Origin of the sequence: Paraburkholderia sp. BR10923 (genome assembly GCF_040948765.1) — a bacterium.
Lineage (GTDB): Bacteria > Pseudomonadota > Gammaproteobacteria > Burkholderiales > Burkholderiaceae > Paraburkholderia > Paraburkholderia youngii.
The window spans coordinates 15,977-42,523 of the sequence record NZ_JBFPKO010000015.1 but is presented as its reverse complement, the minus strand read 5'-3'; the positions used below and the strand labels follow the sequence as shown (position 1 = coordinate 42,523).

23 protein-coding genes and 1 tRNA gene are annotated in these 26,547 nt (G+C 64.5%); 10 read left to right on the top strand and 14 right to left on the bottom strand.

Annotation, left to right across the window (positions count from 1 at the left end; genetic code table 11):
- Positions 1-204 precede the first annotated feature (204 nt).
- From AB3X94_RS25150 to yacG, 9 genes are all read left to right on the top strand, one after another.
- A complete protein-coding gene (locus tag AB3X94_RS25150; protein WP_026229109.1) occupies positions 205-1,197 on the top strand; it encodes a polyprenyl synthetase family protein in 993 nt (330 codons plus the stop codon).
- 49 nt (positions 1,198-1,246) lie between these two features.
- Positions 1,247-1,323: transfer RNA gene (locus AB3X94_RS25145), tRNA-Pro, on the top strand.
- A gap of 244 nt (positions 1,324-1,567) precedes the next feature.
- Complete coding sequence (locus AB3X94_RS25140; protein WP_176121904.1) at positions 1,568-2,866, top strand: HlyC/CorC family transporter; 1,299 nt, start codon at positions 1,568-1,570, stop codon at positions 2,864-2,866.
- A 147-nt stretch (positions 2,867-3,013) separates the two neighbouring features.
- The gene (locus AB3X94_RS25135) at positions 3,014-4,270 is read left to right on the top strand and encodes a GspE/PulE family protein (protein ID WP_368613046.1); all 1,257 of its coding nucleotides are present in this window, start codon (positions 3,014-3,016) and stop codon (positions 4,268-4,270) included.
- Positions 4,267-5,505 (top strand): type II secretion system F family protein, encoded by a 1,239-nt coding sequence (locus AB3X94_RS25130; protein WP_368613045.1) that lies wholly within the window; start codon positions 4,267-4,269, stop codon positions 5,503-5,505. Before AB3X94_RS25135 ends, AB3X94_RS25130 begins: the two co-directional genes overlap by 4 nt.
- Positions 5,506-5,532: 27 nt before the next feature.
- Positions 5,533-6,474 carry an A24 family peptidase gene (locus tag AB3X94_RS25125; RefSeq protein WP_368613092.1) on the top strand — a complete coding sequence of 314 codons (942 nt, stop codon included), beginning with the start codon at positions 5,533-5,535 and terminating at the stop codon, positions 6,472-6,474.
- Positions 6,475-6,477: 3 nt separating this feature from the next.
- A complete protein-coding gene (coaE, locus tag AB3X94_RS25120; protein ID WP_368613044.1) occupies positions 6,478-7,092 on the top strand; it encodes a dephospho-CoA kinase in 615 nt (204 codons plus the stop codon).
- Positions 7,093-7,350: 258 nt separating this feature from the next.
- Entirely contained in the window at positions 7,351-8,106 is a 756-nt protein-coding gene (gene zapD / locus AB3X94_RS25115) for a cell division protein ZapD (protein WP_008921182.1), read from the top strand.
- Between the two features lie 122 nt (positions 8,107-8,228).
- Entirely contained in the window at positions 8,229-8,432 is a 204-nt protein-coding gene (yacG, locus tag AB3X94_RS25110) for a DNA gyrase inhibitor YacG (protein WP_090801947.1), read from the top strand.
- 88 nt (positions 8,433-8,520) lie between these two features.
- On the opposite strand, the gene AB3X94_RS25105 is transcribed toward yacG, so the two are convergent.
- The 4 genes from AB3X94_RS25105 to secA all read right to left on the bottom strand — a co-directional run bounded on the left by AB3X94_RS25105 (position 8,521) and on the right by secA (position 14,083).
- Entirely contained in the window at positions 8,521-8,967 is a 447-nt protein-coding gene (locus AB3X94_RS25105) for an NUDIX domain-containing protein (protein ID WP_176380944.1), read from the bottom strand.
- Positions 8,964-9,833, bottom strand: coding sequence for an ATP-binding protein (locus AB3X94_RS25100; RefSeq protein WP_368613043.1), 870 nt, complete (start codon positions 9,831-9,833; stop codon positions 8,964-8,966). The genes AB3X94_RS25105 and AB3X94_RS25100 overlap by 4 nt, the downstream gene beginning before the upstream one ends.
- A 37-nt stretch (positions 9,834-9,870) precedes the next feature.
- Positions 9,871-11,112: a bifunctional glutamate N-acetyltransferase/amino-acid acetyltransferase ArgJ gene (gene argJ, locus AB3X94_RS25095; protein WP_368613042.1), complete on the bottom strand. Its 1,242-nt coding sequence runs from the start codon at positions 11,110-11,112 to the stop codon at positions 9,871-9,873.
- Between the two features lie 154 nt (positions 11,113-11,266).
- Positions 11,267-14,083, bottom strand: a complete 2,817-nt coding sequence (secA, locus tag AB3X94_RS25090) for a preprotein translocase subunit SecA (RefSeq protein WP_368613041.1) — start codon at positions 14,081-14,083, stop codon at positions 11,267-11,269.
- Between the two features lie 284 nt (positions 14,084-14,367).
- On the opposite strand from secA, the gene AB3X94_RS25085 reads away from it, so the two are divergent.
- On the top strand, positions 14,368-14,850 hold the full coding sequence (locus AB3X94_RS25085) for a DciA family protein (RefSeq protein ID WP_176104989.1): 483 nt from the start codon (positions 14,368-14,370) through the stop codon (positions 14,848-14,850).
- A gap of 63 nt (positions 14,851-14,913) precedes the next feature.
- Here AB3X94_RS25085 and lpxC read toward each other — a convergent pair whose 3' ends face one another.
- The 10 genes from lpxC to murD all read right to left on the bottom strand — a co-directional run bounded on the left by lpxC (position 14,914) and on the right by murD (position 26,526).
- Positions 14,914-15,831, bottom strand: a complete 918-nt coding sequence (gene lpxC / locus AB3X94_RS25080; protein ID WP_176104988.1) for a UDP-3-O-acyl-N-acetylglucosamine deacetylase — start codon at positions 15,829-15,831, stop codon at positions 14,914-14,916.
- Between the two features lie 283 nt (positions 15,832-16,114).
- On the bottom strand, positions 16,115-16,618 hold the full coding sequence (locus tag AB3X94_RS25075; RefSeq protein ID WP_176104987.1) for a peroxiredoxin: 504 nt from the start codon (positions 16,616-16,618) through the stop codon (positions 16,115-16,117).
- A 264-nt stretch (positions 16,619-16,882) separates the two neighbouring features.
- Entirely contained in the window at positions 16,883-18,085 is a 1,203-nt protein-coding gene (ftsZ, locus tag AB3X94_RS25070) for a cell division protein FtsZ (RefSeq protein ID WP_013090606.1), read from the bottom strand.
- Positions 18,086-18,201: 116 nt separating this feature from the next.
- Positions 18,202-19,434, bottom strand: coding sequence for a cell division protein FtsA (ftsA, locus tag AB3X94_RS25065; RefSeq protein WP_008921172.1), 1,233 nt, complete (start codon positions 19,432-19,434; stop codon positions 18,202-18,204).
- A 27-nt stretch (positions 19,435-19,461) separates the two neighbouring features.
- Positions 19,462-20,214, bottom strand: coding sequence for a cell division protein FtsQ/DivIB (locus tag AB3X94_RS25060; protein ID WP_368613040.1), 753 nt, complete (start codon positions 20,212-20,214; stop codon positions 19,462-19,464).
- Positions 20,215-20,237: 23 nt separating this feature from the next.
- Positions 20,238-21,191 carry a D-alanine--D-alanine ligase gene (locus AB3X94_RS25055; RefSeq protein ID WP_176104985.1) on the bottom strand — a complete coding sequence of 318 codons (954 nt, stop codon included), beginning with the start codon at positions 21,189-21,191 and terminating at the stop codon, positions 20,238-20,240.
- 1 nt (position 21,192) lies between these two features.
- Positions 21,193-22,596 carry a UDP-N-acetylmuramate--L-alanine ligase gene (murC, locus tag AB3X94_RS25050; protein ID WP_018437615.1) on the bottom strand — a complete coding sequence of 468 codons (1,404 nt, stop codon included), beginning with the start codon at positions 22,594-22,596 and terminating at the stop codon, positions 21,193-21,195.
- Positions 22,593-23,717, bottom strand: coding sequence for an undecaprenyldiphospho-muramoylpentapeptide beta-N-acetylglucosaminyltransferase (gene murG / locus AB3X94_RS25045; protein WP_368613039.1), 1,125 nt, complete (start codon positions 23,715-23,717; stop codon positions 22,593-22,595). Before murG ends, murC begins: the two co-directional genes overlap by 4 nt.
- Positions 23,714-24,991, bottom strand: coding sequence for a putative lipid II flippase FtsW (ftsW, locus tag AB3X94_RS25040; RefSeq protein WP_176104982.1), 1,278 nt, complete (start codon positions 24,989-24,991; stop codon positions 23,714-23,716). Before ftsW ends, murG begins: the two co-directional genes overlap by 4 nt.
- A complete protein-coding gene (gene murD, locus AB3X94_RS25035) occupies positions 24,988-26,526 on the bottom strand; it encodes a UDP-N-acetylmuramoyl-L-alanine--D-glutamate ligase (protein WP_176104981.1) in 1,539 nt (512 codons plus the stop codon). Before murD ends, ftsW begins: the two co-directional genes overlap by 4 nt.
- Positions 26,527-26,547 lie beyond the last annotated feature (21 nt).

The following is a 26,547-nucleotide window of genomic DNA, read 5'->3' as shown; positions in this document are numbered from 1 at the left end:
AAAACCTGCTTACCAAACCGACTATCGTTCGGGCTCGCCCTCTCTCGCAGGCGCTCGCAGAGACTAAACCAGCGACGCGCGGCGGCCCGCAGACGCCCTTGGCGAGCGGCCCTCGCACCATGCGGAAAGCATCCGCACGGCAGCCGACGACCCGGAAGCGCCCCGATCGCCTTATAATTCGCGGCACTACCCAATTCAGCCATCATGTCGTCGACTGCCACCACCTCCCCCAACGTCGCCAGCCTGCTTGCTCCGATCGCCGAAGACATGCAGCAGGTCAATCGCGTCATCCGGCAACGTCTTGCGTCGGACGTGATGCTGATCAACCAGATTTCCGAGTACATCATCAGCGCCGGCGGGAAGCGGCTGCGGCCCGCGCTGCTGTTGCTGGTGGCGGGCGCGCTGGGCGACACGACGGGACACCGGCACGAGCTTGCCGCGGTCGTCGAATTCATTCACACGGCCACGCTGCTGCATGACGACGTGGTCGACGAGTCCGACCTGCGGCGCGGCCGCCAGACCGCCAACGCGCTGTTCGGCAACGCCGCGAGCGTGCTGGTCGGTGATTTCCTGTATTCGCGCTCGTTCCAGATGATGGTCGGCGTGGGCAAGATGCGCGTGATGGAAATTCTGTCGGAGGCGACCAACATCATCTCCGAAGGCGAAGTGCTGCAGTTGTTGAACATGCACGATGCCGACGTCGACGAAGCCCGCTACATGCAGGTGATCCGCTACAAAACCGCAAAGTTGTTCGAGGCGGCCGCCCAACTCGGCGCGGTGCTCGCCGGCGCGGACGCGAAAACCGAAGCCGCCGCCGCCGAATATGGCCGCCGCATCGGCACCGCGTTCCAGATCATGGACGACTGGCTCGACTACACGGGCACGGCCGAGTCGATGGGCAAGAACGCCGGCGACGATCTGCGCGAAGGCAAACCGACGCTGCCGCTCATCTATCTGATCGAACGTGGCACGCCCGAGCAATCGGCGCTCGCGCGCGAAGCCATCGAGCAAGGTGGCACCGACCGTTTCGATACGATTTTCGACGCGATCACGCGATCGGGCGCGCTCGACCACACGCTCGAGTGCGCGAAACAGGAAGCGCAAGCAGCCGCGGCAGCAATTTCTTCATTTCCCCATTCCATTTTCAAAGAGAGCCTGCTAGAATTATGTTCTTACTCGACGGCAAGACAGTCTTGAACGAGACTGAAACGACGAATTAGTCCGAGTCGAGTCAGCAGTACCAAATCGGGGTGTAGCTTAGCCTGGTAGAGCGCTACGTTCGGGACGTAGAGGCCGGAGGTTCGAATCCTCTCACCCCGACCAGATTTCCCCTTGTTAGCTCAAGGTTCAAAAACCGCCGCAGCAATGCTCGGCGGTTTTTTGTTTTGCGCGGCACCTTTTTGCTACTGTCGTGCTGCCTTTCGCTGCATTCTTTTCCTCCGGCTAGACAGGCCCAGCGCGCACGTCGCGACGTTGTCGTTCGAGCGGCGTCAGCCGCCGTTCACGGCGGAGCGCGTGGCCCCCTCTGCTATATTCTCTCCATCCTTTCCCTTATTTTTCACGACGCGTGGAACAACTTCCCTTATGGGCGCAGATCGGCGCCGTCCTTCTGCTGCTTGTCTGCTCCGCCTTCTTTTCCATTTCCGAGACAGCGATGATGGCGCTGAACCGTCATCGGCTCAAACATCTCGCCAGCAAAAACACCCTCGGCGCGAAAACTACCCAGGGACTGCTTGCGAAAACCGATCAGTTGCTGAGCGTGATCCTGATCGGCAACAACCTGTTCAACACGATCATTCCGGTACTGACTACATCGCTCGCGTTGCATACGTTCGGCCGCAATAGCCTCGTGCTGTCGATCGCGACCGGTATCGTCGCCTTCCTAATCATCGTGTTCGCAGAAATCACGCCGAAGATCGTCGGCGCAACCTTTCCCGAGAAAATCGCGCTGCCCGCGAGCCTGCTGATCGCGCCATTGATGCGCATCGCGAAACCGGTGATCTGGTTCGTCAACCTGTTCGCCACCGGCATCCTGCGCGTGCTGCACATTAATACGAAGGGCGCGCGCGATCAGCGCCTGTCCACCGAAGAACTGCGCACCATCGTGCTCGAGTCGGGCAGCTTCATGCCGACCAAACACCGCAGCATCCTGCTGAATCTGTTCGACCTCGAAAACATCTCGGTCGATGACGTGATGATCCCGCGTCGCCGCATCGAAGCGCTCGACTTCGATGCACCGTTCGAACAGATCCTGCATCAACTGGAGACCTGCTATCACAACAAACTGATCGTCTACCAGGGCGACATCGACCGAGTGCTCGGTGTGCTGCACGTGCGCAAGACCCTGTCAGCGCTGCACAACCAGGAGCTCGAACGCGATACCTTGCGCGAGCTGCTCGCCGAACCGTATTTCGTGCCAAGCGGCACGCCGGTGTTCCCGCAGTTGCAATACTTCCAGGAGAGCCGGCACCGCATCGCGCTCGTCGTCAACGAATACGGCGAACTGCAAGGCCTCGTCACGCCGGAAGACATCATCGAGGAGCTGATCGGCGAATTCACCACGTCGATTCCGCGTGGCGCCAGTTCGCGCGGCGGCTGGAACGAAGCGGGCGAATGCATCGTCGCCGGCAGCATGCCGTTGCGCGAGCTGAACCGCTGGCTGCAACTCGCGCTGCCCACCGATGGCCCCAAAACGCTCAACGGCCTCATTCTCGAAATTCTCGAAGACATTCCCGACGGCGACGTCTGCGTGCGCATCGGCGACACCAAGCTCGAAGTGATGCGCAGCGACGATCAGGCAATCCGCACCGTCAAGCTGTTCAAACCGCCGTCGCGCACCAAGGCCGGAAAAGCAAGGTCAGGCTGAAGCCCGCACAGTCGCTCGCTAATTCATGGTCAGCATTGCACGGGCTCGCGACGCGCGCCATTAGCCGAATGGCCGAATGGCATTCGGACGCCCGCATCCGGAAGATGAAGCCGTCATGTTCTACAGGCGGTTCATCACCGGTCTCTCATGCAAACACCCTTTGCCACCGCTGCGGCATTGCCGCGCCCACTCGCTGCCGACGGCGAATCCAACGCAACGAATCTGAACGATCCGGACAACGCCCCGGCCGTGCGTCTGTTGACCGACACGTTGCACGAAGCGACGCGGCGCAATGCGTCCGATATCCACATCGAGCCGGCCGAGCACGGCTGGCGTGTGCGGCTGCGCATCGACGGCGTACTGCATGAAATCCCGCGGCCGCCCGCGCATCTACGCGATGCCTTCGTCACGCGGGTGAAGGTGCTCGCGCGCATGGACATCGCCGAGCGACGCGTGCCGCAAGACGGCCGGCTACGCCTCGCGACGTCGCCCGGGCGACTCGAGGATTACCGCGTCAATTCACTGCCGACGCTGTTCGGCGAAAAGCTCGTGCTACGACGGCTCGACGCGCTGCCCGCTGATCTTTCGCTCGATTCGCTCGGCCTCGATCCGCGGCAGCGCGAAGCCGTGGACGCCGCGATCCGCGCGCCGCACGGTCTGATGCTCGTCACCGGACCAACGGGCAGTGGCAAGACGCTGTCGCTGTACTGCTTCCTGAATCTGCTGAACGGCGAGGCACGCAACCTCTGCTCAGTGGAAGATCCGGCCGAGATCCAGCTGGCCGGTATCAACCAGGTCAGCGTGCGCGAAAAAGCCGGGCTAACGTTCGCGGTCGCACTGCGCGCGTTCCTGCGTCAGGACCCGGACGTGATCATGGTCGGCGAAATCCGCGATAACGAAACCGCCGACGTCGCCGTGAAGGCCGCGCAAACCGGCCACCTCGTGCTGTCCACGCTGCATACGAACGACGCGCCCGCGGCCATCGCGCGGCTCATCGATATCGGTGTCGAGCCGTACAATCTTGCAGCCGCGCTGCGGATGGTGACCGCGCAGCGGCTGGTGCGGCGACTATGCGTCGCGTGCCGCGCACCCGCGCCGCATTCGGCGACGGCGCTCCACGCCGCTGGCTTCGGCGAACAGGAGCTCGACGGCTGGCAACCGTATGCGGCGACCGGCTGTGCGGCTTGCCATGGCATCGGCTATAGGGGGCGCGTCGGCATCCATCAGGTGATGCCCGTTTCCGAAGCGATGCGCGAGCTGATCGTCGCAAGCGCGGGTGCGCACGAGCTGGCCCGCCTCGCGCAGACCGAACAGGTCGCGACATTACGCGACGCGGCGCTAGCGCGCGTACGCGACGGCACCACCAGTCTCGCCGAAGCGCTCGCCGCCACGGAGGTCGCATGAGTACCGCCGCGCAGTCACCGACACGGCCCGTCTCAGCCGACCTGCGCTTCAGATGGCGCGGCGTCGACGCGGACGGCAAGCGCCATAGCGGCACGCTGATCGCGCCCGACGCGAGCGCCGCGCGCACGCTGCTCAAACGCGACAGCCTCTTTATCGTCGAAGTCGCAACGCAAGGCCCGGCGCCACGCCCGAAGACCAGCGCGGCCGATGTCACGCTGTTCACGCGGCAACTTTCCAGTCTCCTGCGTGCCGGCTTGCCGCTCGCGCCCGCGCTCGAACTGCTCGCACAGACGCCGGCGTCGGGGCAGCGGCAAGGCATGCCGCGCATCGTCGGCACGGTCGCGCGCGACATCACCGCCGGCCTGCGGTTTTCGGCGGCCTTGGAGCGGCACCCGGCGCAGTTCAATGCGCTGTATTGCCAACTCGTCGAGGTGGGCGAAGCGGCGGGCGCGCTCGTCACCGTGCTCGCCCGCCTCGCCGACGATCGCGAACGCGCCGCCGCACAGCGTGCAAAGGTGCGCGCGGCTCTCACCTATCCAGTCGCGATCCTGCTGCTCGCGATCGCGATAACCGCCGCGTTGCTGGTGTGGGTCGTGCCGACGTTCAAGCAGATCTTCGATGGCTTCGGCGCCAGGCTGCCCGCGCCGACGCAGTTCGTGCTGGCGCTCTCGGCGGGTGCCGCGCGCTGGAGTGTGCCGCTGTTCGTGCTGATGCTCGCAATGAGCTCGGCCATCACATTCGTGCTGCGTCGATCGATCAGCGCGCGCATCCGCTTCGCTCGCCTGTCGCTCAACCTGCCAGTGGCCGGCCCGCTGCTGCGCACGCTGTGCGCAGCGCGGTGGAGTCGCGCGCTCGGCACCCTGCTGTCCGCTGGCACACCGCTCGCCGACGCGTTAGATTCGCTCACGCAGGCAACCGGCAATGCCTTCTTCGACCGGGCGACCGCGAGCATCGCCATTAGACTGCGGCGCGGCGAAAGGCTCGCCGCGGCGATGCGCGCGGCCCGCTGCTTTCCTGCCGAGGTCGTGCAGCCCGTTGCGGTCGCCGAGGAATCCGGCGCGCTCGACAGCATGCTGCTCGATGTCGCGTCGCTTGCGGATCGCCAGGTCGACGACAGGATCGGCACGCTATCGAGCCTGTGCGAACCGCTCGTGATCGTCGTGCTCGGCACACTGGTCGGCGGCCTCGTCATCGCGATGTATCTTCCCATTATTCAACTCGGCAACGTGGTGTAGCATCGCAGCCGAATCCAATTCATGACCATACAGGCTCCTCCACCGCTCGTGCCACAAACTTCCTCCAGCCTGCTCGCGGGCTTACTGCCAGGCCGCTTTGCAGGCGATATCGGCCTCGCGCTCGCGAGTCTGCCCGCCGGGGCGCAGATCGCGTTCGCGATCGTGCTCGGCCTCGTGATTGGCAGCTTCCTGAATGTGGTCGTGCATCGGCTGCCGATCATGCTCGAGCGTGCGTGGCGCGCCGAAATCAGCGAGGCCACCGACGCGCCGCAGCCCGGCGACGGACTGCCCGAGCGCTACAACCTGTGGGTGCCGCGTAGCGCGTGCCCGCATTGCGGCCACGTGCTGAGCGCGTGGGAAAACTTGCCGGTGCTGAGCTACCTGCTGTTACGCGGCCGCTGTTCCGCATGCGGCACGCACATCAGCGCACGCTATCCGCTGCTCGAAATCGCGAGCGCAGCGTTCGCGGCAGGCGCACTGATGGCGTTCGGCCCGACGCTGATGGCACTCGCCGCGTTCGGCCTGTGCGCGACGTTGCTTGCGATGAGCGCGATCGATATCGACACGCATCTGCTGCCCGATTCCTTGACCTTGCCGCTGTTATGGGCCGGCCTGATCGTCAATTTCAACGGCATGTTCACGAACCTGCATGATGCGGTGCTCGGGGCTGTCTTCGGATATCTGGCGTTATGGGCCGTGCATTGGGCGTTCAGGCTCGTGCGCGGTATCGAAGGCATGGGCTATGGCGACTTCAAACTGCTCGCGGCGCTCGGCGCGTGGCTCGGCTGGCCAGCGCTGCCGCAAATCGTGCTGGTCGCCGCGGTGGCCGGTGCCGTGATCGGGCTCGCGGCGACGTGGCGCGGCCGTATGCGCTTCGAGGAGCCGCTGCCGTTCGGGCCATTTCTTGCGGCGGGCGGTGCGCTCACGCTATTTGCCGGCACGCCGCTTTACCTTGCTTTGGGAGGCTGAAGCATGTTCGTTGTGGGACTCACCGGCGGCATCGGTAGCGGCAAGTCGACGGTTGCCAATCTGTTCGCCGCGCGCGGCGTGCCGCTCGTCGATACCGACGTGATCGCGCATCGCATCACCGCGCCGCATGGCCTGGCGATGCCGCACATCGCCGCCGAATTCGGCGCGGAGTTCGTCGCCGCCGACGGCTCGCTCGATCGCGCGCGCATGCGCACGCTCGTGTTCAGCGACGACACCGCGCGCAAACGTCTCGAAGCCATCACGCATCCGCTGATTCGCGCGGAAACCGAGCGCGAAGAGCGCGAAGCGAAAGGACCCTATGTGATCGTCGTGGTGCCGTTGCTGGTCGAGTCCGGGACCTGGAAGAACCGTGTGAATCGCGTGCTCACCGTCGATTGCAGCATCGACACGCAAGTCGCGCGGGTGATGAGCCGCAACGGCTTCAGCCGTGAGCAGGTGCTCGCGATCATCGCGCGCCAGGCCACGCGCGAAGCGCGCCTCGCCGCCGCCGACGACGTGATCGTCAATGACAACGCGCCGCCCCTGGAGCTCGAAGCGCAGGTGGACGCTCACCATCAAGCGTATCTGTCGCTCGCGAAGGGTGAGGCCGCGTCATAGCGCGCGGAGGCCCCAGGTCGGCCTCGCTGCAAGCATCAAGCGCACGATGCCCTGTGAAGGCAGATACGCATCTTCGGCACGCGTCGTCACCGACACAATTGAACTTTGCGCGCATGCGAGAGCCGAAGCGCTCATAACACCGGGAACTGACAAAAAAGTTGCGAAAGCACGCGGAAAGCGTGCGTGATTGCCTGGGTAGTCCCACGGCATTAGAATGTTTTGCATTCCTGTCACCGACCACGCCCGAGGCGAGCCCGCTTGATCCTTTACGAGTACCCCTTCAATGAGCGAATCCGGACGCTGTTGCGACTCGAAGATCTGTTCGAGCGCTTCACGTTCTTTCTGACTCAGGAAGACGCGCGGGAACATCACGTCGCACTGACAACGCTGTTCGAAATCTCCGAAGTAGCTGGCCGCGCGGATCTGAAGTCGGATCTGATGAAAGAACTCGAACGCCAGCGGCAAACGCTCGCGCCGTTTCGCGGCAATCCGGGCATCGAGCAGAACGCGCTCGAAGCGGTACTCGGCGAAATCGAGCAGACCCTTGCGGGGCTCACGCAGATGCAAGGCAAAACCGGCCAGCATCTTGCAGACAACGAATGGCTTGCAAGCATTCGCAGCCGCGCGATCATCCCCGGTGGCACCTGCAAATTCGACCTGCCCTCGTATTACGCGTGGCAACAGTTGCATCCCGATCAGCGTCGCCAAGACATCGCCAAGTGGGTCACGCCGCTTTTGCCGCTGCGCGACGCGGCCACGATCGTGCTGCGGCTCGCGCGCGAGTCGGGCCAGGCGTCGAAGGTGATGGCGATGCAAGGCAGCTATCAGCAAATGCTGTCGGGCCGCTCGTATCAATTGATGCAGGTTCGTGTCGCGCCCGAATTGCGCGTGATTCCCGAAGCGAGCGCCAACAAGTACATGCTGTGGGTGCGCTTCACGGTGCAGGACGGCGATCTGCGGCCGCGCGCGGTTGACGTCGACGTGCCGTTCCAGCTCACGCTCTGCAGCCTGTAACCGCCTGACAATCGCCGCGCACCGAGCAGCGCACACCGGATTTGACCGAACGCGCCTTTGAAGCGGCGCGAAATAGCCCTATATTCGTTACTTGTTCCGTTTGCGATTGACCGTCCGACCGTATGCCTACCGTCGTCAAATGTCCTACTTGCGGTAAAGATGTCCGCTGGACCTCCGAGAGCCGCTTCCGTCCTTTCTGCTCCGAGCGCTGCAAGCAGATCGATCTCGGCGCATGGGCCGCCGAAAAATACCGGATTGGCGGCAACGAACAGGAAGGGTCTTCGTCCGAAGAGGAAACGCCGCGCGGCGACTACAACCCGCACTGAGCGAGCCAGTAAAAGCCACGCGAACCGCGACGCTGCCGAGACAGCGCCCGCTATCGCGTGGCTTTTTCAGTCGCTCTGTTTCAACCAATCACCTGTTCTCGGCCGCGAGCCACTCCAGCACCGGGATTGTGGCCGGCAGCAATGGCGAGACGTCCGCAGGCAAGCTCTGCCACACGAAGGCCTGGCCTTCACGCCCGTGCGGCTCGCCCGACCATTGCGTCACCTTGCAGAAGAAGAGGCGCACATAGGCGTGCGGATAATCGTGTTCGAGCGTATGCCACAGATGGCTCGCCTCGACCTCGATTCCCAGCTCCTCGTGCAGCTCGCGCGCAAGCGCGGCCTCGATCGATTCGCCCGCTTCCAGCTTGCCCCCCGGAAACTCCCAGTAGCCCTCGTACGGCTTGCCCGCCGGACGCTGCGCGAGCAGATAGCGGCCATCCGGCTGCACCAGCACGCCGACCGCGACTTCGGTGACGGGACGGCCGGCGCCGTTGGTGCCGGCACTATTGCCCGCGTTTTTGCTAGCGTCACTCATGCCGGCGTCTTACGGCCGGACCAGTCGCGCGCAAACTGCCACGCGACCCGCCCCGAGCGCGAACCGCGTTCGAGCGCCCACACGAGCGCATCGCCGCGCGCCGATTCGATCTCGGCGTCGTCGCAACCGAAATGACGCAGCCAGTGCGCGATGATCGTCAGATAGTCGTCCTGCTTGAACGGATAGAAGCTGACCCACAGCCCGAAACGCTCCGACAGCGAAATCTTCTCTTCGACCAGTTCACCCGGATGAATCTCGCCGTCCGACGTGTGCTTGTAAGTCTCGTTGTCGCTCATGTACTCGGGCAGCAGATGGCGGCGGTTCGACGTCGCGTAGATCAACACGTTGTCGGACTGCGCGGCGACCGAGCCGTCGAGCGCGACCTTCAGCGCCTTGTAGCCCGACTCGCCTTCTTCGAACGACAGGTCGTCGCAGAACACGATGAAGCGCTCCGGGCGCTTCGCGATCAGATCGACGATGTCGCCGAGGTCGTGCAGATCGTCCTTGTCCACTTCGATCAGACGCAGGCCGTCTTTCGCGTACGCGTTCAGACACGCCTTGATCAGCGACGACTTGCCGGTGCCCCGCGCGCCCGTCAGCAGCACGTTGTTGGCCGGCTGGCTGCGCACGAACTGGCGCGTGTTCTGTTCGATCAGCCCTTTCTGGCGATCGATGTTCTGCAGGTCGTCGAGCGTGATCGACGAAATGGCGGGCACCGGCTGCAGGTAGCCGCGCCCCTGGCGCTTGCGCCAGCGAAAAGCGACCGCGGCCGACCAGTCGATGTCCGGCGCGGCGGGCGGAAGCATCGCTTCCAGGCGGCCGAGCACGGCTTCGGCCCGGGTCAGAAACTGTTCGAGTTTGTCCATGGTAAGTGGGCGGCCAGCGGCCGCGCTTTGAACCTGATTACGAGCGGTAGTCGGCGTTGATGCTCACGTAGTCGTGCGACAGGTCGCAGGTCCAGATCGTGGCTTGCGCATTGCCGCGGCCGAGCACGACGCGAATCCCGATCTCGCTCTTTTTCATCACGCGCTGGCCGTCTTCTTCGCGGTAGGCCGGGTTGCGGCCGCCGGCAGTCGCGACCAGCACGTCGTCTAGATACAGATCGATCTTGCCGACGTCGAGATCATCCACGCCGGCATAGCCGATGGCCGCGAGAATGCGGCCGAGGTTGGGGTCCGATGCGTAGAAGGCCGTCTTGACGAGCGGCGAGTGGCCGATCGCGTAGGCGATCAGGCGGCATTCGCCGACGCTCGAGCCGCCCTCGACATGCACGGTCATGAACTTGGTCGCGCCTTCACCATCGCGCACGATCAGCTGCGCGAGGCTCTGCGCGACCTCGGTCACCGCGTCGCGCAGCGCTGCATAAGCGGGCGAATCGGTGGACGTGATCGCGGGCAGGCTCGATTTGCCCGATGCGATCAGGATGAACGAATCGTTGGTCGACGTATCGCCATCGATCGTAATGCAGTTGAACGAGCGGTCCGCGACGTGCTTCACGAGCTCGTCGAGCACGGGCTGCACGACGGCCGCGTCGAACGCGAGGAAGCCGAGCATGGTCGCCATATTCGGCTTGATCATGCCGGCGCCCTTGCTGATGCCGGTCAGTGTGACCGTGTGGCCGTCGATCGTGACCTGGCGCGAGCTCGCCTTCGGCAGCGTGTCGGTCGTCATGATCGACTGGGCCGCGTCGTACCAGTTCGCTTCCTTGCGGTTCGCGAGCGCGGCCGGCAAACCGGCCTTCAGACGATCGACCGGCAGCGGTTCGAGAATCACGCCCGTCGAGAACGGCAGCACCTGCTCGGGCGCGATGTCGGCGAGACGCGCGAGTTCCGCGCAGGTTTCGCGCGTCGCCGCGAGGCCCTGCTCACCGGTGCCCGCGTTCGCGTTGCCGGTGTTGATCACCAGCGCGCGAATCGGCTTGCCGCCCGCGCGCACGCGCTGCAGGTTCTCCCGGCAGACCGTGACGGGCGCCGCGCAGAAGCGGTTCTGCGTGAACACGCCGCCGACCGTCGCGCCTTCGTCGACGGAAATGACGAGCACGTCCTTGCGGTTCGGCTTGCGGATATGCGCTTCCGCCCAGCCTAGCGTGACGCCGGCGACGGGGTGGAGTTGAGCGGGATCGATCGAGGGAAAGTTGACAGCCATGGTCGCGACCTGTCGAAGAAAATGCCGGCGGACGCCGGCATCGGGGAAACGGAACTGATGACCCGGGCGTGTTGCCGGGTCACCCGCGAAATCAAAATGGCCAAGCGGCACTCAAAAACGACGCGGCGCGCCCTGAAGCGCGCCGCGTCGGCAATTATGCGATCTTGCCGTGGCACTGCTTGTACTTCTTGCCGCTACCGCACGGGCACGGGTCGTTGCGGCCGACCTTCGGCACGTTATCGGTATGCATATGCACGGCCGCCTGCGGCGCTGCGCCGTGGCCATGGCTCATCGCGTCGCCGATCATCGCGGCGGTGGCCGCTTCGGCTGCAACCGGCGCGGCGGCGCCGGCTTCCGCGAACTCCGCATGACGGAACTCGACATTCTCCAGATGACCGCCCTGCTCTTCCATTTGCTCCGCGGCCGCTTCGAGCTGCTCCGGCGACTGGATCTGCACGTTCATCACGATGCGCGTAACTTCGAGCTTCACCGCGTCGAGCATCGCGGCGAACAGTTCGAACGCCTCGCGCTTGTATTCCTGCTTCGGGTTCTTCTGCGCATAGCCGCGCAGATGGATGCCCTGACGCAGATGGTCGAGCGCGGCCAGATGCTCGCGCCACGCGCGGTCGAGCGTCTGCAGCATGATCGAGCGCTCGAACGCGCTGAACGATTCGCGGCCCACCAGCTGGACCTTCGCCTCGTACCCCTCGTCCGCGGCGGCTTCAACCGCTTCGAGAATCTCGTCCGGGCTGATCGAGTTCGACTCGTTGATCATTTCCTGGATCGCGAGATCGAGCTGCCATTCGTTGCGCAGCACTTCTTCGAGCTCGGGCACGTCCCACTGTTCTTCGATGCTGCCCACCGGCACGAACTGATGCACGATGTCGCCGATCACGCCGTGACGCATCGCGGTGATGGTCTCGGTGATGTCGTTCGCTTCGAGCAATTCGTTGCGCTGCTGGTAGATCACCTTGCGCTGGTCGTTCGACACGTCGTCGTATTCGAGCAATTGCTTACGAATATCGAAGTTGCGCGCCTCGACCTTGCGTTGCGCCGATTCGATCGAACGCGAGACGATGCCTGCTTCGATCGCCTCGCCTTCCGGCATCTTCAGGCGGTCCATGATCGCGCGCACGCGGTCGCCCGCGAAAATGCGCAGCAGCGGATCTTCCAGCGACAGATAGAAGCGCGACGAACCCGGGTCACCCTGACGGCCAGCACGGCCGCGCAGTTGGTTGTCGATCCGGCGCGACTCATGACGCTCGGTGCCGATGATGTGCAGACCGCCCGCGGCCTTCACCTGATCGTGCAGCGTCTGCCATTCGTCATGCAGCTTCTGGATGCGGCGTTGCTTTTCGTCGTCGGAGAGCGTTTCGTCCTGCTCGATGAACGACGCCTGCTTCTCCGCGTTGCCGCCGAGCACGATGTCCGTGCCACGGCCGGCCATGTTGGTTGCGATCGTGATGCGTTGCGGACGGCCCGCTTCGGCGACGATCGCCGCTTCGCGCGCGTGCTGCTTCGCGTTCAGCACTTCGTGCGGCAAGCCGGCCTGCTTCAGCAGATGCGACAGCAGCTCCGAGTTCTCGATCGACGTCGTGCCGACCAGCACCGGCTGCCCGCGCTCGTAGCACTCGCGGATGTCGCGGATCACCGCGTCGTAGCGTTCCTTCGCGGTCTTGTAGATCTGATCCTGCTTGTCGATCCGCTTGGGCGGACGGTTGGTCGGGATCACGACCGTTTCGAGACCGTAGATCTCGTTGAATTCGTACGCTTCGGTGTCGGCCGTGCCGGTCATGCCGGCCAGCTTCGCGTACATGCGGAAGTAGTTCTGGAACGTGATCGACGCGAGCGTCTGATTCTCGCTCTGGATCTTCACGTGCTCCTTCGCCTCGACCGCCTGGTGCAGACCGTCCGACCAGCGGCGGCCGGCCATCAGACGGCCGGTGAATTCGTCGACGATGATCACTTCGCCGTTCTGCACGACGTAGTGCTGATCCTTGAAGAACAGCGTGTGCGCGCGCAGCGCCGCGTACACGTGATGCATCAGCGTGATGTTCTGCGGCGCGTACAGGCTTTCGCCCTCGCCGATCAGGCCCCACTCGGAGAGCAGCCGCTCCGCCTTTTCGTGGCCAGACTCGGTCAGGAACACCTGACGGCCTTTTTCGTCCAGCGTGTAGTCGCCCGGCTTCTCGACGCCGGTGCCGTCCGCCTTCTCTTCGCCGATCTGGCGCTCGAGCAGCGGCGGCAGCGCGTTCATGCGCACGTAGAGTTCGGTGTGATCTTCGGCCTGGCCGGAGATGATCAGCGGCGTACGCGCTTCGTCGATCAGGATCGAGTCCACCTCGTCGACGACCGCGAAGTTCAGGCTACGCTGCACGCGCGCGTCGGTCTCGTAGACCATGTTGTCGCGCAGATAGTCGAAGCCGAATTCGTTGTTGGTGCCGTAGGTGATGTCGGCGGCGTACGCTTGCTGCTTCGCCGCGTGCTCCATCTGCGACAGGTTGATACCGACCGACAGACCGAGGAAGTTATAGAGACGCGCCATCCATTCGGCGTCGCGCTGCGCGAGGTAGTCGTTGACCGTGACCACGTGCACGCCGCGCCCCGACAGCGCGTTCAGGTAGACCGGCAGCGTCGCGACGAGCGTCTTGCCTTCGCCGGTGCGCATTTCGCTGATCTTGCCGTAGTGCAGCGCCATACCGCCGATCAGCTGCACGTCGAAGTGGCGCATCTTCAGCACCCGCTTGCTGGCCTCGCGGCAGACCGCGAACGCCTCCGGCAGGATCTTGTCGAGCGATTCGCCGCTCGCGACGCGCTGGCGGAACTCACCCGTTTTGGCGCGCAGTTGGTCATCCGTCAATTCCTCGATCTGCGGCTCGAGCGCATTGATCGCCGCGACGGTCTTTTGATATTGCTTGACAAGCCGCTGATTACGGCTGCCAAAAATCTTCTGTAGAAAACCGGTGGTCATCGGATCGGTGTCTGCGTCGCGGCTTCGGCTGGCTCGCGGTGTGCGCTACATGCATACCGCGCCTGGGTCGGAAAGTCCTCGGCGGCTTAGTCCAAGAGTGAATTCGAATCGGGCATTTTAGCACGCGCCTCCGGCTGCGCTCGTGTCGTAGCCGTGACGGCGCCGGCTCTGGCCGGCCCTGTCGGGCAACCTTCGGCGCGGCGCTGACCGGCATCGCAAGCTGCCCGCGCGGTACAATCGCGGCGTGAGCGCGCATGGGGCGAGCTCACGTGTCAATGCCAAACATGAGCCGTTTTTCGTCCTTTTCAAGGCCGCCGAAGCAGTTCGATCTGCGCCGCCCGCAACCGCTCGCCGAGGTTCTCGGCCGCACGGACGCGTTCGCGGCGCTGCGCGCGGGCGTCGAACAGATCGCCGCGCTCGAGAAGGACCTGCGCGAGCTTTTGCCCGATTATCTGGCGACGAGTGTCGAGCCCGGCTTCATCAAGGAGGGCGTGCTGGCCCTATTCGCCGCGCACAACGCGCTTGCGGCGCGTCTGCGGCATCTGGAGCCGCGGCTGCTGGTGGATTTGCAGCAGCGCGGCTGGCCCGTGCAGTCGCTGAAAATTCGCGTGCGGCCGCAGCCGCTGAAAGAACCGCCGCCCGTCAAACAGGCGCGCATGACGCCGGCCGGCGCCGCCGCGCTGCAGGCGTTGAGCGAATCGCTCGAGCCGTCGCCGTTGCAGGAAGCGCTTGCGCGCATGGCCGCGCGGCATCGGCGCAATCGCTGAACGCTGAACGAAAAAAACGGCCCCGAGGGGCCGTTTTTCATTTGCCTGCCTGTCACGCTGGCTTTATGCGAACGCCGTCTGCGTTTCGTACGCGAAGCCGCGCGGGGCTTTCTGCGTGTCTTCGAAGGTGACGATTTCGTACGAGTCTTCGTGCGCGAGTAGCTCGCGTAGCAGCGCGTTGTTCAGGCCGTGGCCCGACTTGTACGCGGTGTACGACGCGAGCAGCGGGTGACCGACCACGTACAGGTCGCCGATTGCGTCGAGCATCTTGTGCTTGACGAACTCGTCGTCGTAACGCAGACCGTCGTTGTTCAGGATGCGGTACTCGTCGAGCACGATCGCGTTGTCCATGCTGCCGCCGCGCGCGAGGCCGAGCTCACGCATCATTTCCACTTCATGCGCGAAGCCGAACGTGCGGGCGCGCGCAATTTCGCGCACGTACGACGTGTTGGCGAAATCCACTTCCAGCGCCTGACCGGTTTTGTCGACGGCGGGGTGACGGAAGTCGATCGTGAACTTGAGCTTGAAGCCGAAATACGGATCGAGGCGCGCGAACTTGTCGCCGTCGCGGATTTCGACCGGCTTCGTGACCTTGATGAATTTCTTCGGCGCGTTCTGCTCTTCGATACCCGCCGACTGGATCAGGAACACGAACGAACCCGCGCTGCCGTCCATGATCGGGATTTCTTCGGCGGTGACGTCGACGTAAAGGTTGTCGATGCCAAGACCGGCGCAGGCGGACATCAGATGCTCGATGGTCGACACGCGCGCGCCGTCTTTCTGCAACACGGAAGCCAGACGCGTATCGCCAATCGCCATCGCCGACGCAGGAATGTCAACCGGCGTGGGCAAATCCACGCGCGAAAACACGATGCCAGTGTCCGGCCCCGCCGGACGGAGCGTCAGATTGACTTTACGGCCGGAGTGCAACCCGATGCCGACAGTCTTGACGATCGATTTGATTGTGCGCTGCTTCAACATGGTGGTCTTCTGTTCGATTGGAAATCCTAATCAGGATTTTTTATTCCATAGCCGCAATTATACTCCAATCCCCTGACCAGCGTCTTTGCGGGGAACGTGACAATCTGTTTCGCTGCATTACCCATTGGGCTTAGCGACGGAAAGCGTGACGGGCCGATGCCCCGGAACGGAGGCGTTTCCGGTCATCGGCCCGCGTAACGGCCTGTCACAAAAGCGTCGTAATCACCGTTGCCGTCGCGCCACGCGACACACGCGGGACGCGGCGAAGGTGCGACGTCAGCAACTAGCTCAACGTGGCGAGAATACTGGCGGCATCGCTGACTTCGAATTTGCCGGCAGCCTCGACGTTCAGCGTCTTGACCACGCCGTCGTCGACCACCATCGCGTAGCGCAGGGAACGAATCCCCATGCCGCGCGCCGACAGATCCTGCTCCAGACCAAGCGCCCGTGTAAAAGCCGCACTACCGTCCGCCATCATGCGCACCTTGCCCGAGGTGTGCTGATCGCGTCCCCACGCGCCCATCACGAACGCGTCGTTGACGGACACGCACCAGATTTCGTCGATGCCGGCAGCGCGCAACTGCACGGCATGCTCGACATAGCCCGGTACATGTTTGGCCGAACAGGTCGGCGTGAACGCGCCGGGCAATCCGAAGATCACCACGCGTTTGCCCGCCGTCTGCTCGCGCACGTCGAAACTGTTCGGTCCGATCGTGCAGCCCGCCCGGTCGTCTTCGACATACTCGAAGAGCGTCGCGTCGGGCAGCTTTTCACCTTCCTTGATCATGCTCAGTCCTTTGCATCGATGCGAAGCACGCTCGCACGTCATCGTGTCGCAGTGAATATCGGTTCGGCCCTTTCAACTATAAGCCAGACCGTGCGGCGACAGTCACTCCGTCCGCTTCGCGAATCCGCAGAGGGCAGTTGCCCCCGCCGCGAACCAGACGATACGCGACCTGCTTGCCGTTCACCCGCCACGCTCGTGCATTCGTCCGCCAGCGCTGCACCTGCGATGCGACTCGCAGCGCGGCAACGAAGCCTGCCCGCGCGCTCAGTCCGCCTGCTTGCGCAGGAATGCCGGAATGTCGTACGTATCGACGCCCTTTTCCTGCAGCGCCTGCACGTGCGAGGCCGCCGTATCGCGCGACGTGCGCCACACCGCCGGCGTGTCGAGCGCGCCGTAGTCGGCCGTGCTGGCATGGCCTGCCGCCGGTGCGTACGCTGCGTGCGCCATCGCGCCGACCGGCTGGTTGTCGGTGCCGGTGCGCAGCAGCGTCATCGGTGCCGATTGCTGCTTCTTCGCCGCACGGCCGAGACCCGTTGCCACGACCGTCACGCGCAGCGCGTCGCCCATCGCATCGTCGTACACGGCGCCGAAGATCACCGTGGCATCTTCCGCGGCATAGCTCTTGATCGTGTTCATCACTTCGCGCGTTTCCGACAGACGCAGCGAACGGCTCGACGTGATGTTGACCAGCACGCCACGCGCGCCCGACAGATCGACACCTTCCAGCAGCGGGCTCGCGACGGCCTGCTCGGCCGCGAGACGCGCGCGATCGACACCGGCGACCGTCGCCGTGCCCATCATCGCCTTGCCCTGCTCGCCCATCACGGTCTTCACGTCTTCGAAGTCGACGTTCACAAGACCGTCGACGTTGATGATTTCCGCAATGCCCGCGACCGCGTTGTTCAGAACGTCGTCAGCGCACTGGAAGCACTTGTCCATCTCGGCGTCGTCGCCCATCACCTCGAACAGCTTGTCGTTCAGCACGACGATCAGCGAGTCGACGTGATCCTCCAGTTGCTGCGAACCGGCTTCCGCCACGCGCATGCGCTTGCCGCCTTCGAATTCGAACGGCTTGCTGACGACGCCGACGGTCAGAATACCCATTTCCTTCGCGATCTGCGCGACGACCGGTGCCGCGCCCGTGCCCGTGCCGCCACCCATGCCGGCGGTGATGAACACCATGTGCGCGCCGCGCAGTGCGTCGGCGATACGCTCGCGTGCTTCTTCAGCGGCGGCGCGGCCCATTTCCGGCTTGGCTCCTGCGCCCAGCCCCGTGTTGCCGAGCTGGATCACCGCGGTGGCGCGCGAGCGCGACAGAGCCTGCGCGTCCGTGTTCATCACGATGAAGTCGACGCCTTGCACGCCTTTGTTGATCATGTGCTGAACGGCATTGCCGCCAGCGCCACCGACTCCGACGACCTTGATGATGGTGCCGCTCGTTTCGGTTTCCAGCATCTGGAATTCCATGTTGCCTCCGTCAAGATAAAAAGTTACTGCCACTCGGCGTTATCCGGCAGGAGATCGGGCAACCTCCTGTCGCGCACCGGCCGCCGGCACCAGCGCGAATTTCTCGAAACCCTTGCTCAGAAGTTGCCGAGGAACCAGTCCTTCATGCGCGAGAACACCTGTCCCATCGACCCCGACTGCACCGCAACCTTGCGCCCGCGCATCCGCTGCGAGCGCCCTTCGACGAGCAGGCCCATCGCCGTCGAATAGCGCGGATTGCGCACGACGTCAGCGAGACCGCCCGCGTACTCCGGCACGCCAATGCGCACCGGCTTCAGGAAAATGTCCTCACCGAGCTCGACCATGCCGATCATCATCGACGCGCCGCCCGTCAATACGACGCCTGAGCTCAGCAGTTCTTCGTAACCCGACTCGCGCACCACCTGCTGCACGAGCGAAAACAGTTCTTCGACGCGCGGCTCGATCACGGCCGCCAGCGCCTGGCGCGACAGCGTGCGCGGACCGCGCTCGCCGAGACCCGGCACCTCGATCATCTCGTCCGGATCGGCGAGCGCCTGCTTGGCGATGCCGTAATCGACCTTGATGTCTTCGGCATCCGGCGTCGGCGTGCGCAGCGCCATCGCGATGTCGCTGGTGATCTGATCGCCGGCGATCGGAATCACGGCGGTGTGGCGGATCGCGCCTTCGCTGAAGATCGCGATGTCCGTCGTGCCGCCGCCGATGTCGACCAGCACCACGCCCAGTTCCTTTTCGTCTTCCGTCAGCACTGCGAGCGACGACGCGAGCGGCTGCAGGATCAGGTCGTTCACTTCGAGGCCGCAGCGGCGCACGCACTTGACGATGTTCTGCGCCGCGCTGACCGCGCCGGTGACGATATGCACCTTCACTTCGAGGCGGATGCCGCTCATGCCGATCGGCTCGCGCACATCTTCCTGACCGTCGATGATGAATTCCTGCGTGAGGATATGCAGCACCTGCTGATCGGTCGGGATGTTGATTGCCTTGGCCGTTTCGATCACGCGCGCGACGTCGGCCTGCGTGACTTCCTTCTCCTTGATCGCGACCATGCCGCTCGAATTGAAGCTGCGGATATGGCTGCCGGCGATCCCGGTGAACACGTTCGTGATCTTGCAGTCGGCCATCAGCTCGGCTTCCTCGAGCGCGCGCTGAATCGACTGCACGGTGGCTTCGATATTCACCACCACGCCCTTCTTGAGCCCCTTCGATTCGCTCTGGCCGAGACCGATCACCTCGTAGTGACCCTCGCCCTTCAACTCGGCGACGATGGCCACTACCTTCGACGTCCCGATGTCGAGGGCGACCAGCAGATCCTTATAGTCTTTACTCATAGCGTGCTCAGTGCGTGTGATGTCCGTTTACTTCTTGCCCTTGTCGGGTTCGCTGATGAAGCGCATGCCAGCGGCACGAATCGCGAAACCGTTCGGATAGCGCAAGTCCGCATTCTCGATATCCTTTCCCCAACGTTGCGTCACCGCGCCCCATGCCGCGGTCAGGCGTTTGCTGCGATCGGCCAGCGTGTCCTGATTGCGTTCGCGGCCCAGCTCCACCCGCGTGCCGTTCGACAGCTTCACCGTCCACGCATAGCGCGGCGACAGCGTCACTTCCTCGGGCGTCGCGTTGATCGCCGCGAACCACTTCTGGAAGTCGTGATACCGCGCGACGACTTCCTTCGCCGTACCGTCCGGGCCGTCGAACGCGGGCAGTTCTTCGTCGAGCTCGCCCTGGTTCGCGGTGAACAGCTCGCCGTCCACGCTCACCAGCTGATCGCTGCCCCACGTCCCTAGCGGCTTGTACTCCTCGAGCGTGACAGCCAGTGCATTCGGCCACACGCGCCGCACGCTCGCGTGACGCACCCACGGCATCTGTTCGAACGCCTGCCGCGCGGCGTCGAGATCGACCGTGAAGTAGTTGCCCTTCAGGCGCCCCACCACGCCGGCGCGCACCGTCGGCGAATTGATGTGCTCGGTGTCGCCGTCGATCTGGATCTCGCGCAGCGCGAAATTCGGGCGCTGGATCATCCAGTAACCGCCCGCCGCCAGCAGCACGAGCACCAGCAACGCGTGCAGCGCGTTGGTGGCGAGATTGAGCTGGCGAACGTTGTTCCACATGGTGTTGCTTGCGCTTACCCTGGTTAATCCTGCAGCGTCAGCGCCAACACGCCGACCACGAGTTCCTGATAGCTGATGCCGACCGCGCGCGCCGCTTTCGGCGGCAGCGAGTGATCGGTCATGCCAGGCGCCGTGTTCACTTCGAGGAAGTACGGCTTGCCTTCGCCATCGAGCATGAAGTCCGCGCGGCCCCAGTCGGTGCAGCCGAGCACGTCGAACGCGCGGCGTGCGAGCACTTTCAGGCGCGCTTCCTCTGCGGCGCCCAGACCGCACGGAATCAGATACTGTGTGTCGTTGGCGATGTACTTCGCGTGATAGTCGTAGAACTCGCCGGCCGGCACGATGCGGATCACCGGCAGATCCAGATTGCCGGCGATGCACGCGGTGTACTCGCCGCCGCCTTCGATGCTCTTCTCGACCACGACGATACGGTCGTACTTCACGGCCTCGATCAGCGCGGCCGGCAGCGCGTCCGCGCTCTTCACCTTGATCACGGCGACGCTCGAACCTTCGCTCGCCGGCTTCACGAACAGCGGCAGACCGAGCTTCGCGACGATTTCTTTCGCGCGCGCTTCGTAGTCGTCACCGCGCAGCACCGCTTCGAACGGCGGCGTCGGAATGCCGAGCTGCTGCCACACGAGCTTGGTGCGGAACTTGTCGAGACCGAGCGCGGAGCCGAGCACGCCGCTACCGGTGTAGCGGATGCCGTAAAAATCGAGCGCGCCCTGGATCTGCCCGTTTTCGCCGTAGCCGCCATGCAGCGCGTTGAACGCGCGCACGAAGCCCTCTTCCTTCAATGCCGACAACGGACGCTCGGCCGGATCGAACGGATGCGCGTCGACGCCGGCGTCGCGCAGACCTTGCAACACGAGGCGTCCGGAATTGAGCGACACTTCGCGCTCGGCGGAATTACCACCGAGCAGCACGGCCACCTTGCCGAATTGTTTGGCGAGTTGATCCTGATTAATACTGCTCATCTCACACCTTCAGTTCCTGAGCGAGGCGACCCGGCACACCGCCGATCGAACCCGCGCCCATCGTAATCACCACATCACCGTCGCGCACCACCGTAGAGAGCGCGTCCGGCACTTCATCGACCGTATCGACGAACACCGGCTCGACCTTGCCCGCGACACGCAGCGCGCGCGCCAATGCGCGGCCGTCCGCGGCGACGATCGGCGCTTCGCCGGCCGCATAGACTTCGGTCAGCACGAGCGCGTCGACGGTCGACAGCACTTTCACGAAATCCTCGAAGCAATCACGCGTACGCGTGAAGCGGTGCGGCTGGAACGCCAGCACCAGGCGCCGGCCCGGAAATGCGCCGCGCGCCGCCGCCACCGTGGCGGCCATTTCGACCGGGTGGTGACCGTAGTCGTCCACCAGCGTGTAGGAGCCCGCGGCCTGGCCGTCGCTGACGACCGGCACTTCGCCGTAACGCTGGAAGCGTCGGCCGACGCCGTTGAAATCCGCGAGCGCTCGCTGGATATCGGCATCTTTCACTTCAAGTTCAGTCGCAATTGCAATGGCGGCCAACGCGTTCTGCACGTTGTGCTCGCCCGGCAGGTTCAACGTGACGTCGAGCGGCGCCGCGTCTTCGCGCATCACGGTGAAATGCATGCGGCCTTCGCGCGCTTCGACGTTGACCGCGCGTACCTGCGCCTCGGCAGCGAAACCGTAGCGGATGATCGGCTTCGACACGAACGGCAGGATCTCCTTCACGTTCGGATCGTCGACGCACAGCACCGCGATGCCATAGAACGGCAGACGGTGCGTGAATTCGATGAACGCCTGCTTCAGACGCGCGAAGTCGTGACCATAGGTATCCATATGATCGGCGTCGATGTTCGTGATGACTTCGATCACCGGGAACAGGTTCAGGAACGACGCGTCCGATTCGTCCGCCTCGGCGACGATGAAGTCGCCGGTGCCCAGACGCGCATTCGCGCCTGCACTGATCAGCCGGCCGCCGATCACGAAGGTCGGATCGAGCCCGCCCGCGGCGAGCACGCTCGCGACCAGCGACGTGGTCGTGGTCTTGCCGTGCGTGCCGGCGATCGCGATACCCTGCTTGAGTCGCATGAGTTCCGCGAGCATCACCGCGCGCGGCACGATCGGAATGCGGCGATGACGCGCGGCCAGCACTTCCGGGTTGTCGCTGCGCACCGCGGTAGACACCACCACCGCGTTCGCGCCTTCGATGTTCTCCGCCGCGTGCCCGATCGAAATGCGCGCGCCGAGCCCGGCGAGGCGCTCGGTGACCGCGTTGCCCGACAGGTCCGAGCCGCTCACCTGATAGCCGAGATTGACGAGCACTTCGGCGATGCCGCTCATGCCGACGCCGCCGATGCCGACGAAATGAATGTGTTTGACGATGTGTTTCATTGCTTTCCTTCTGGGCTCACGCCCGCCATCGAACCCGCACCTGCCACCGTCGCGCAGATCTGCGCGACCTGTTCGGTGGCATCCGGTTTCGCGAGCGAGCGCGAACGCTCCGCCATTTCCGCGAGACTTTCCCGCGTCTGGCTGCGCAACCAGTCGGCGAGCTTTTCCGCCGACAGGTCGCGTTGTTGCACGACCAGCGCCGCGCCGTTGTCGGCGAGAAACGCTGCATTAGTGGTCTGGTGATCGTCGACCGCGTACGGGAACGGCACGAACAGCGCCGCGACGCCGACCGCCGATATCTCCGACACCGTCATCGCGCCCGAGCGGCAGATCACCAGATCGGCCTGCGCATAGGCGCTCGTCATGTCGTCGATGAACGGCACGAGCGACACGTCCGCGCCTGCCTGCAAGCCTGCGGCCGCGTAGTTCTCGCGCAGCGCGTCGATATGCTTCGCACCCGCCTGATGCACGATGCGCGGTCTTTCATTGGGCGCTAACAGCGCGACCGCACGCGGCACGACTTCGTTCAACGCGGCGGCGCCGAGACTGCCGCCCACGACGAGCACGTTCAGCGGACCGTTACGCTGCGCGTAGCGTGCTTTGGGTGCATTCGCGCGCGCAAGTTCCTCACGAATCGGATTGCCGGTCCATTCGCCGTGCGGCAGCGCATTCGGAAACGCGACCAGAACGCGTTTCGCGAGCTTCGCGAGCACCTTGTTCGCGAGACCGGCGATCGAATTCTGTTCGTGCAGCACGAGCGGGCACCCGCTCAGCGCGGTCATCAGCCCGGCCGGGAACGTGATGTAGCCGCCCATGCCGAGCACGACGTCGGGTTTCACGCGACGCAGCACACTCAGGCTCTGCGTGCACGCGCGCAGCAGGTTGACCGGCAGCATCAGCTTGGTCTTCAGACCTTTGCCGCGCACGCCGCCGAAGCGCACGTACTCCATCGGAATGCCGTGCCTCGGTACCAGCGTCGCTTCCATGCCCGCGGGGTTGCCGAGCCATACGACTTTCCAGCCCCATGCCTGCATCAGATGCGCGACCGCGAGCCCCGGGAACACGTGTCCCCCGGTGCCGCCGGCCATCACCATCAGCGTGCGTTGTGGCAGAGCCGTCATACCTTGCCCCCGCGCATCAACACACGATTCTCGTAATCCACTCGCATCAGCACGGCGATCGCGACACAGTTCAGCAAGATGCCCGACCCGCCGTAGCTGACGAGCGGCAACGTGAGGCCTTTGGTCGGCAAAAGACCGAGGTTCACGCCCATGTTGATGAAGGTCTGCGCACCGAACCAGATGCCGACGCCCTTCGCGACCAGCCCCGCGAACGTGCGATCGAGCGCAAGCGCCTGGCGGCCGATCTCGAACGAGCGGCGCACGATCCAGTAGAACATGAGGATCACGACGAGCACGCCGACGAAACCCAGTTCCTCGCCGATCACCGCGAGAATGAAGTCGGTATGCGCTTCGGGCAGATAGTTGAGCTTCTCGACGCTGCCGCCGAGACCGACGCCAAACCACTCGCCACGCCCGAACGCGATCAGCGAGTGCGTCAGCTGATACGCCTTGCCCTGCGCGTAGCGATCGTCCCACGGATCGAGGTACGCGAAAATCCGCTCACGACGCCAAGGCGACGCCCACACCAGCAACGTGAACGTGCCCACCGCGGTCGCGACGAGACCGCCGAACAGCTTGCCGTTCACGCCGCCGAGGAACAGCACGCCCATCGCGATCGCCGCGATCACCATGAACGCGCCCATGTCCGGCTCGAGCAGCAGCAGCGCGCCGACCAGGCCGACCGCGACAGCCATCGGCAGAAAGCCCTTGGCGAAGCTGTGCATGTATTCCTGCTTGCGTACCGTGTAGTTCGCCGCGTAGATCGTCACCGCGAGCTTCATGATTTCCGACGGCTGCATGTTCGTGATGCCGAGCGGAATCCAGCGGCGCGCACCGTTCACGCCCTTGCCGACGTGCGGGATCAACACGATCACGAGCGCGACGAGCGAGATCAGGAAGAGCTTCGGCGCGTACTTGTCCCACGTCGAAATCGGAATGCGGAACGATACGATGCCGACCGCCGAGCCCATCAGCACGAAGACGATCTGGCGCACGAGGAACGCCCAGTCGCGGTACGACGCGTACTTCGGCGAATCGGGCATCGCGATCGACGCCGAGTACACCATCACGATGCCGAGTCCGAGCAGCGCGACGACGACCCACAGCAGCGAGTGGTCGTAGTCGAGCATGCGCGAGCGCAGCGGCCGCACGCCGTTGACCGCGCTCGCGAGACCGCTGCCGCCCGTGCGGGTGGTCGTGCGGGTAGACGTACCTGCGGCGGCGCCGTTGCCGCCGGTGGCTTCGCGCGAGCCGAAACGTTCCGACCAGCTCATATCATCGTCCCCCGTTCGGCCGCGATATCTTCGACCGTGCTGCGGAATACCGCCGCACGATGTGCATATCCCTTGAACATGTCGAAGCTCGCGCACGCGGGCGACAACAGCACCGCGTCGCCGGGCTGCGCGACGGCGGCGGCCGCGCGCGTCGCTTCTTCGAGCGTCGCGTGATCGGTCATCGCGACGCCGCAATGTTCGAGCGCCTCGCGAATCTGCGGCGCGTCACGGCCGATCAGCATCACCGCGCGGCACCAACGCATCACCGGCGCGGCGAGCGGCTCGAATTCCTGGCCCTTGCCGTCGCCGCCCGCGATCAGCACGACGCGCTGCGCGAGACCATCGAGCGCGGCGACCGTCGCGCCGACGTTGGTGCCCTTGCTGTCGTCCACGTAGTCGATGCCGTCGATCGACGCGATCAGTTCCACGCGATGCGGTTCGCCGCGGTATTCGCGCAGGCCGTGCAGCAGCGGCGCGCCGGGCAGACCGATCGCACGCGCGAGCGCGTACGCGGCTAATGCGTTGGCGGCGTTGTGCAGGCCGCGGATGCGCAGCGCGTCGGCGGGCATCAGACGCTTCAGCGCGATGTCGGGCGTTGCGGCTGCTTCGTTCTTGCGACGGCGCTTCGGCGTGGACGCCCCGAAGGAAGTCCCCTTGGGGGATTCGTCGGTCGCATCACGATCTTGTGCTTCGACGAGCCACACCATGCCGTTGTCGCGCAACAGGCCGTAGTCACCGTCGTTCTTCGGCTCGGTCACGCCGAACGTGATGACCTCCGCCTCGCCGCTGGTGGGCGCAAGCGACATCACACGGGCGTCGTCGCGATTCAGCACGCGCACCGTTCGTGTACCGAAGATGCGGCCCTTCGCGGCCGCGTACGCATCGAGTCCGCCGTGCCAGTCCAGATGATCCTGCGTGATGTTCAGCACGACCGCCGCGTCCGGCGTAAAGGTATGCGAGGTCTCCAGCTGGAAGCTCGACAGTTCGAGCACCCACACGTCGGGCAGCGCGGTCTGATCGATCGCTTCGGACAGCTTGTCGAGCAGCGACGGGCTGATGTTGCCCGCCACCGCGACCTTCTTGCCCGCGCGTTCGCAAAGCAGGCCGGTCAGGCTCGTGGTCGTGGTCTTGCCGTTCGTACCGGTGATCGCGATCACCTTCGGCGCGTAGCCGGACTCACCGAGCGTGCGCAGCGCCTGCGAAAACAGTTCGAGTTCGCCCCACACCGGAATGCCCCGCTCGCGCGCCGCCGTGATCAGCGGCAGCAAATCGGCGGAGAGCGGCGACAGCCCCGGGCTGATCGCGACCAGTTCGACACCTTCGAGCAGCACCGGCGAAAACGGACCGCCGACGAAATCGGCATCGACACCATGCGCTTCGAGCGCGGACAGGTTCGGCGGCACTTCGCGCGTATCTGCCACGCGCAGCCGACAGCCGTGCCTGGCGCACCAGCGCGCCATCGCGAGACCGGATTCACCCAGTCCCAGCACGAGCACCATCGGCTTTTGCCGATCCCGAAACTTCTCGCCGAACATCGCCTGCTTCCTTAAATACTG

Bases quoted from the DNA above. Each gene is read 5' to 3' on its own strand.
- coaE (WP_368613044.1), top strand. From the start codon at position 6,478: ATGTTCGTTGTGGGACTCACCGGCGGCATCGGTAGCGGCAAGTCGACG.
- murC (WP_018437615.1), bottom strand. From the start codon at position 22,596: ATGAAACACATCGTCAAACACATTCATTTCGTCGGCATCGGCGGCGTC.
- ftsA (WP_008921172.1), bottom strand. From the start codon at position 19,434: ATGAGTAAAGACTATAAGGATCTGCTGGTCGCCCTCGACATCGGGACG.
- AB3X94_RS25135 (WP_368613046.1), top strand. From the start codon at position 3,014: ATGCAAACACCCTTTGCCACCGCTGCGGCATTGCCGCGCCCACTCGCT.
- argJ (WP_368613042.1), bottom strand. From the start codon at position 11,112: ATGGCTGTCAACTTTCCCTCGATCGATCCCGCTCAACTCCACCCCGTC.
- murG (WP_368613039.1), bottom strand. From the start codon at position 23,717: ATGACGGCTCTGCCACAACGCACGCTGATGGTGATGGCCGGCGGCACC.
- AB3X94_RS25055 (WP_176104985.1), bottom strand. From the start codon at position 21,191: ATGAGCAGTATTAATCAGGATCAACTCGCCAAACAATTCGGCAAGGTG.
- AB3X94_RS25075 (WP_176104987.1), bottom strand. From the start codon at position 16,618: ATGATCAAGGAAGGTGAAAAGCTGCCCGACGCGACGCTCTTCGAGTAT.
- ftsW (WP_176104982.1), bottom strand. From the start codon at position 24,991: ATGAGCTGGTCGGAACGTTTCGGCTCGCGCGAAGCCACCGGCGGCAAC.
- murD (WP_176104981.1), bottom strand. From the start codon at position 26,526: ATGTTCGGCGAGAAGTTTCGGGATCGGCAAAAGCCGATGGTGCTCGTG.
- yacG (WP_090801947.1), top strand. From the start codon at position 8,229: ATGCCTACCGTCGTCAAATGTCCTACTTGCGGTAAAGATGTCCGCTGG.
- AB3X94_RS25150 (WP_026229109.1), top strand. From the start codon at position 205: ATGTCGTCGACTGCCACCACCTCCCCCAACGTCGCCAGCCTGCTTGCT.
- AB3X94_RS25105 (WP_176380944.1), bottom strand. From the start codon at position 8,967: ATGAGTGACGCTAGCAAAAACGCGGGCAATAGTGCCGGCACCAACGGC.
- AB3X94_RS25130 (WP_368613045.1), top strand. From the start codon at position 4,267: ATGAGTACCGCCGCGCAGTCACCGACACGGCCCGTCTCAGCCGACCTG.
- ftsZ (WP_013090606.1), bottom strand. From the start codon at position 18,085: ATGGAATTCCAGATGCTGGAAACCGAAACGAGCGGCACCATCATCAAG.
- AB3X94_RS25100 (WP_368613043.1), bottom strand. From the start codon at position 9,833: ATGGACAAACTCGAACAGTTTCTGACCCGGGCCGAAGCCGTGCTCGGC.
- secA (WP_368613041.1), bottom strand. From the start codon at position 14,083: ATGACCACCGGTTTTCTACAGAAGATTTTTGGCAGCCGTAATCAGCGG.
- lpxC (WP_176104988.1), bottom strand. From the start codon at position 15,831: ATGTTGAAGCAGCGCACAATCAAATCGATCGTCAAGACTGTCGGCATC.
- AB3X94_RS25085 (WP_176104989.1), top strand. From the start codon at position 14,368: ATGAGCCGTTTTTCGTCCTTTTCAAGGCCGCCGAAGCAGTTCGATCTG.
- AB3X94_RS25060 (WP_368613040.1), bottom strand. From the start codon at position 20,214: ATGTGGAACAACGTTCGCCAGCTCAATCTCGCCACCAACGCGCTGCAC.